Annotated in this window: 7 protein-coding genes and 1 pseudogene; 3 read left to right on the top strand and 5 right to left on the bottom strand. The window is 57.5% G+C overall.

The genetic code is table 11. The annotated features are described in order from the left end of the window. The first annotated feature begins 259 nt into the window (after nt 1-259). A complete protein-coding gene (locus M3I56_RS40120; RefSeq protein WP_254358572.1) occupies nt 260-493 on the top strand; it encodes a hypothetical protein in 234 nt (77 codons plus the stop codon). Between the two features lie 13 nt (nt 494-506). On the opposite strand, the gene M3I56_RS40115 is transcribed toward M3I56_RS40120, so the two are convergent. From M3I56_RS40115 to M3I56_RS40105, 4 genes are all read right to left on the bottom strand, one after another. Then, nucleotides 507-881 (bottom strand): helix-turn-helix domain-containing protein, encoded by a 375-nt coding sequence (locus M3I56_RS40115; RefSeq protein WP_254358571.1) that lies wholly within the window; start codon nt 879-881, stop codon nt 507-509. A 96-nt stretch (nt 882-977) separates the two neighbouring features. Beyond that, nucleotides 978-1,178, bottom strand: a complete 201-nt coding sequence (locus M3I56_RS41285; protein WP_302057206.1) for a BPSL0761 family protein — start codon at nt 1,176-1,178, stop codon at nt 978-980. A gap of 268 nt (nt 1,179-1,446) precedes the next feature. Further along, the gene (locus M3I56_RS40110; RefSeq protein WP_254358570.1) at nt 1,447-2,361 is read right to left on the bottom strand and encodes an HAD domain-containing protein; all 915 of its coding nucleotides are present in this window, start codon (nt 2,359-2,361) and stop codon (nt 1,447-1,449) included. A gap of 412 nt (nt 2,362-2,773) precedes the next feature. Next, entirely contained in the window at nt 2,774-3,355 is a 582-nt protein-coding gene (locus M3I56_RS40105; RefSeq protein WP_254358569.1) for a hypothetical protein, read from the bottom strand. 211 nt (nt 3,356-3,566) lie between these two features. On the opposite strand from M3I56_RS40105, the gene M3I56_RS40100 reads away from it, so the two are divergent. Beyond that, nucleotides 3,567-3,818, top strand: coding sequence for a helix-turn-helix domain-containing protein (locus M3I56_RS40100; protein ID WP_254358568.1), 252 nt, complete (start codon nt 3,567-3,569; stop codon nt 3,816-3,818). Nucleotides 3,819-3,996: 178 nt separating this feature from the next. On the opposite strand, the gene M3I56_RS40095 is transcribed toward M3I56_RS40100, so the two are convergent. Next, nucleotides 3,997-4,830 carry a thymidylate synthase gene (locus M3I56_RS40095; RefSeq protein ID WP_254358567.1) on the bottom strand — a complete coding sequence of 278 codons (834 nt, stop codon included), beginning with the start codon at nt 4,828-4,830 and terminating at the stop codon, nt 3,997-3,999. 715 nt (nt 4,831-5,545) lie between these two features. Here M3I56_RS40095 and M3I56_RS40090 point away from each other — a divergent pair. Further along, a pseudogene (locus M3I56_RS40090) lies at nt 5,546-5,743 on the top strand (IS256 family transposase); the annotation flags it as partial.

The following is a 5,743-nucleotide window of genomic DNA, read 5'->3' as shown; positions in this document are numbered from 1 at the left end:
TCATCGGCCCTCCGGGCAAAAAGTCCGAAGGTACCGGGTTGCGGAAATTCGAAATGCGTTTCGGGCCGGCGCCTGACACAACACTGAGCCCGCTACGTGGCTCGATTACGCCGATCCCGAGGTGGCTCCAATACGCCGATCATCGAGTGGCCCGATTGCGCCGATCATGCACTGGCTCGATTGCGGCGAACATCCGGTGGCTCGATTACGCCGATCCCGGAATGGCTCGAATATGCCGGTCAGTGACAGGAGGGGCGCAATGGTAGCGGGAGCGCTCGACAAGGTTGGGTTCTTTCCGGCTATCGCTGCATTCGTGGGCGTGGCGACAACGCTCTGGTCGCATTCTGAAATGTTCGTCAGGGTGCTGGTGGTGGTTGTCCCAGCGTTCTATCTGATGAACTTCGCGACCTGGAAGATTATTCAGGAGATGAATCGCACGCTTGTGGTGTTCGAATACGCACTCAAGCATCTCGACGAGAAGGCCGAAGAATAGGAAGCCATGCGGCTTATCCGACATCTTTCCGCCGCGGTTTGCTCGCTCGCTGTCTTGGTACAGCCTTACGCGTCATCATGATTGGATTGATGGTCGGCACCGGCGCAATGGTGTCGAACCATGTTTCACGCCCCAGCACGCGAAGGACCAAGATAAGCGTGTGCAGTGATGAGCCGTCGCCGTTTTCAAGATTGCGCAACGAGCGCACGCTGATGCCCGCGCGTGCCGCGACTGTGGCTTGGTCGAGGTTCTTGTGTATTCGATGCGTCTTCAAATTCTGCCCGACTTCAGCCGCTATCTCATCTGGTGTTCGTATTCGCATCGGCGGATTGGGTGGCTCTAATATCCTGCTCGGTTTACTTCGACTGGCATCTGCGACGACCGGCAAGATGTTGCCCGTTCAGGCCGAAAAGGCCGATAACGGGAACATTTTTGCCGTTTGTCGCCAGTCGGTTCAGACGGTCCGGGCGCGGTGCTCATGCCGTCATTTCCGCACTGACTTCCATACTTTCGGAAGGACGGCCGCAGAAATGCTGATGTCTACATCTTCCGGGTAGTGTTGGAGCAAGCGCAACGCCTCTGTGCGGACGTCGGTATGCGCTATCGAGTCCGTAGCGCAAACGAGCGCCTTGAGGAGGTCGCGGGTCTGAAGCACGGCCATCGTTCGCTCGTACGGTGTAGTCATTGAGTGCGTTTCAGAATGCTAACGAATCGTTTTGTGGCTGAGTGAGGTCGTTGTCCCGCCTACATGCCAGTGAAGAAAACAACGAGAAAGGGGGCAATCGTGACTGCACCGAGCGCAACCGATACCCACGTGAGGCGGACCTCTAAGCGGTCGATATTCTCCTGCGATGATGCAAACTGGAGGAGCCAGTCGCAGAGGCGACGATAATGTTCCAAAGGTAGCTCGCAATCTTTGACGGACGCAGCCCTGTGAGGCGTAGGGAAAGGGTTCAGCTATTGTGTTGGGCATGTACGTCGACGAGCCACTTCTCTATTCGTGCGCGTGCGGAGCTGTCACCGATTCCCTTGGTCGAGTCCAGTAGGAGGAAGTGGTCTACAAGCTCCCCCGGTTCGCGCTCGAATTGCTCGGCGCCGAACACTGCGTCGTCGATTGCGAGCCAGTGCTTTAGCCGCTTGCCATACGCATAGCTCCGGATGACGTCGGTGCGCTCGGTGCCGTCCAGGACGTAGCTGCGCCGTGGCTTGATGCTGCTGGTCGTGCCTACCACGCGCGGTCGCAGTTCCGGCGGCAGGTAGGCAATGACGCGCTCCTGCGGCAAGCGGCGCGCCCACGATGTTGTGAGCACGATTTCCACCTCCGGGTAGGGCGCGAGCAGTTCGACAAGCAGAGGGGCGAATTCAAGCAGCGGGCGCCCCGTGTCGAGCGTTATCTCGCCGGCGTCGTCAATGTAAGCATTGCCGACGTGCAGCGTTCCATCGAAATCAACGAACAGTGTGGGCGTGGTGTTATCCAGTACCAAGTGCCGTGGCGCAGGTTGCACTGGGTGCGTCCGCGTCGGAACGCGTTGTTGCATCACGTCATACCAATTTACGGAATGTCCGACGGCCGAGAGAGCGTCACTGGCTTCATCACGCCGCATGACAAGCATCTCGAGGCCGAATCCCCGAAGGACCTTGAACAAGGCTTCTGTGCTCGTGGATTGTCCGTCCTCCATGCGGCTCAGTTCTGCGACGTCGACGTCGCTGTATGCGGCTGCGTCGAGCAGGTCGAGTTCACATTCGCGCCGGCGTTCGCGAATGAGACGGGCCAAAGCGCGGAGGTCAATGGCCAGAGGACTCAATGGCGGATTCGGTGTTGACGGCAAAGGATACATCGTGGCGAGCGAATGTTGAGAAAGGTGCACTCATCCCATCCGCGGCTACCAATCCAGCAGCGAGCGCAGACGAGACATAAGCCAGTTCAGTTCGTCAGCTGATACCCAGCCCTTGCGCGCGACAGCAGCGCGTACGCGCTCGAGGGTGTTATCCACGTCGTGTGCGGGGTGAGCCGTAGCGTCTTTCCGCGCCTTCGGAACAAGCTGGTGCGCTAAGTCCTCGCAAATGCACCAGCGTTCCTCGCGTTCGCGGTCTGTCTGCCCGCTAACATATTTGCCGCCGGACTCACGAACGCAAAGTTTTGGTTGAGCGCCCGGGACGACACCTGTTGAGCAGTCGCGAGGGAAGTCGTCCGGCACTTCGGTCGATTGAGGGTTTTGCATACGATGTATCAGAGGTACGAGGGCGGTCACTTCCGTCACGCGAGCCGTCCGACGGCAGTCAATGGTCTTCTGCGTCAAGTGGTCCAATTGGCGCGATGCATTCTTCACAGTACACATGGCGCCAATAGCGCGGACGCATCTTGCCCGGGGCGCCACAGCTCTCGCACACTGAGCGTGACTTCTCTTTAGTCGCAAGAACGATGTCAATCACGCGCTGCCATGCCTCAGGGTTCGATACAAATCCTCGCACAATCACAATCATCAAGGTGCCGTTGACCATCAGGATGTCCGTGCAAAGCGGCAGAACAGGATACGCGCTATCCGTTTTGTCCATTAGCACCGCGTGTTCGAGTGCTGCGATGTTGTCCCACTGCACAAGTTGATTCCGGGACATTTCGCGAAGCTCATGCTCAATCAGCGCCGCAGCTTCCCCAATGAGCGGATACCAGCCAGCTCCGCACTGAATGCCGAAGTTGCCTATGTTAGAGGGATGTACGTCGGGAGCAGCGACCGCTCGGAAGAATAGGGGGTATCGAGCGAACAGTGCACTCTGTTCAGCTGACACGATTGGTCGCGGCCGCGCGCTCGACGCGTGCTCAACGATGCGCTGGTCGCCTGGCGCCAATTCAACTTCCGTCAAATCTATCTCCCGTGTTGGTTCAGGCCGAAGGCCGGTCCTGCCGCCATTGATTCGCGACGTGCACTGCGTTCATGGCCAAGTGCTGCGATGGCTTGCATTGTATATGTTTACACGGTAGATGGTTAAGCGGTATATGGATGTACAGTAGATGTATACACAGTAGATGTTTGTGAGGTAGACGAAAAGGTGATGTTGCGCGAACCTCGCGGGCATGACCGAGACTGAAATTAAAAACATCGACCCATATCTCCGGCGCCGGCTGGCCGAGCACGTCCGTAGGCTGCGGACGGAGAGAGGAGTCTCTCAGGAGTCGCTTAGCGCTCGATGTGGATTCCATCGCACATACGTGAGCCAAGTTGAGCGTGCGACTGTGAACATAACGCTCGACAATGTGCAGCGCCTCGCCTTTGGCCTTGGCGTGGACCCAGTGGAGCTGGTGGGTGTTACTGCAGAAGGAGAATGACGCCGACATCGGCCAGCAGGCGGATGCGACAGACGGGGGAGAGGAAGGCAGTCCTGTGAGAGGCCGGAAACGGTCCGTCAGGTTGGGGAGGCAGCGCCAGCGCGGTTGTAGTTCTTCGCCGGACTATCTGTGGCGGCGAGGGAGACGGAGTTCCCCCTCGCAACCAATCAGCACTTGTTCAAACCGCTATCGGAGCCGAAATGTTCGGATGCGGGTTGTAGCCTACGACCTCGAAGTCTTCAAAGCGATAGTCGTAAATTGAGTCAGGCTTGCGGTTGATGACCAGCTTCGGCAATTCACGGACATCCCGTTGCAACTGCGTGTGAATCTGCTCCATGTGGTTGGAATACGCATGCAGGTCACCGAGGCTCACGACAATCTCGTGCGGTACGAGGTCGCATTGCTGAGCGAGCATGTGCGTTAGCAATGCCAGCGACGCGATGTTGTAGGGCAGTCCGAGGAAGCTGTCAGAGCTGCGGATATACAGCAGAGAGGAGAGCTTGCCTTCCGCGACATAGAACTGGTACAGCAAGTGGCACGGCGGAAGCGCCATGCGGCCTTGCTTTGCATTCTCCTGTGGGCTGACCTTTTCGTCCGGCAGATATTCCGGGTTCCAGCCATGGAACAGAATGCGTCGGCTGTTCGGATTGTGCTTAAGCGTCTCGACGACGTAGTCAATCTGGTTGATGGTCCGGCCATCCTTAGTCGGCCAAGCGGTCCACTGCTTGCCGTAGACCGGACCGAGTTCGTTGTCTTCGGTGGCCCATTCGTTCCAGATGGTGACGCCGTTCTCGTTGAGCCACCTAACGTTCGTGTCGCCGCTGAGGAACCAGATAAGTTCGTTGGCGATGCTCTTGAAGTGCAGCTTCTTCGTCGTCAGAAGCGGAAATCCCTTTGACAGGTTGTGACGGAACATCCGTCCGAAAACGGACTTTGTGCCGGTGCCCGTACGGTCACCCTTGACGACACCGTTCTCCAGGATATCTTCGAGGAGTTCGAGGTATTGCTTCATATCGACATCCGATTATTCGGTGGCCCGCCCACGGGGTGGGAGGAATGAGACTACCTTTGTGGCCTTGAGGTCCCGTATGGTCTCGTCCCTGCTTGCAACGATTTTACGGAGAGACAAGATTTCCTCGTACAACAGGGCATTCTGCCCAAGGATGGACTTGATTCGCTCTCTCAGCATACGAGGCGTTGGCTCGGAGGACTCGCTGGACGACTGAGTAGCGGCTTGCGTCGCTTCGCCAGCTTTCAGACTCAGCTTGATAGCCTTGAGTTTGTCCAGCGCCCATGTCCTGCTGCGCACGGTATTTCTGGACAGACCCGTTATCTGGCATATGACGGCGACTGTCGCCTTGCGCTTGCCGCGAGTAGCCGGGTCCTGTAGCTGAGCCAAGGCGTCAACGATGAGTTTATCATTTTTCTCCGAGGCAGCTTCTAGGTGCCTGGACAGTTCAGCAGGGCGACCGTCAGTCATCTTGGACCTCTCAACGAAGCTATGTGTTTGTCTAGCTCGTTCGCCAGCCCGAGCCATATGACCTTGTGTTGCGCTTTTGTCTCGCAGAGAGCCTCGTTGTAAGCAAATTCCCTCCGCATGATGAGGATTTCAACTGACCGAGCTGTAATAACGTGGCTATTGCAGTTAGGGTCGCAGTGAAAATCGCCGTAGCAGGGGGACCTGTCCGGGATTTTGTGGGTGAGGCATATCATGAGAGGTAAAAGCCATGGATATGCCGATGAAGAAGAAACGTACGGTCGCAGCTCAGGCGGCGGCCCGAGGGCCGCTGCCTGAGCTGCCCAAGGCCCTGCTGGACGAACTGGTCAAAGGCCCCATGACGCCAGCCGAGGTACAGGATCTGATGCTGGCGTTCAACAAGGCGGTCATCGAACGTGCCATGGGCGCGGAGATGAATCTGCATCTG

Source organism: Paraburkholderia sp. CNPSo 3281 (assembly GCF_024206515.1).
GTDB classification, from domain to species: Bacteria; Pseudomonadota; Gammaproteobacteria; order Burkholderiales; family Burkholderiaceae; genus Paraburkholderia; species Paraburkholderia nodosa.
The sequence above is the reverse complement of the archived record's forward strand: the minus strand, read 5'-3'. Positions and strand labels throughout refer to the sequence as shown.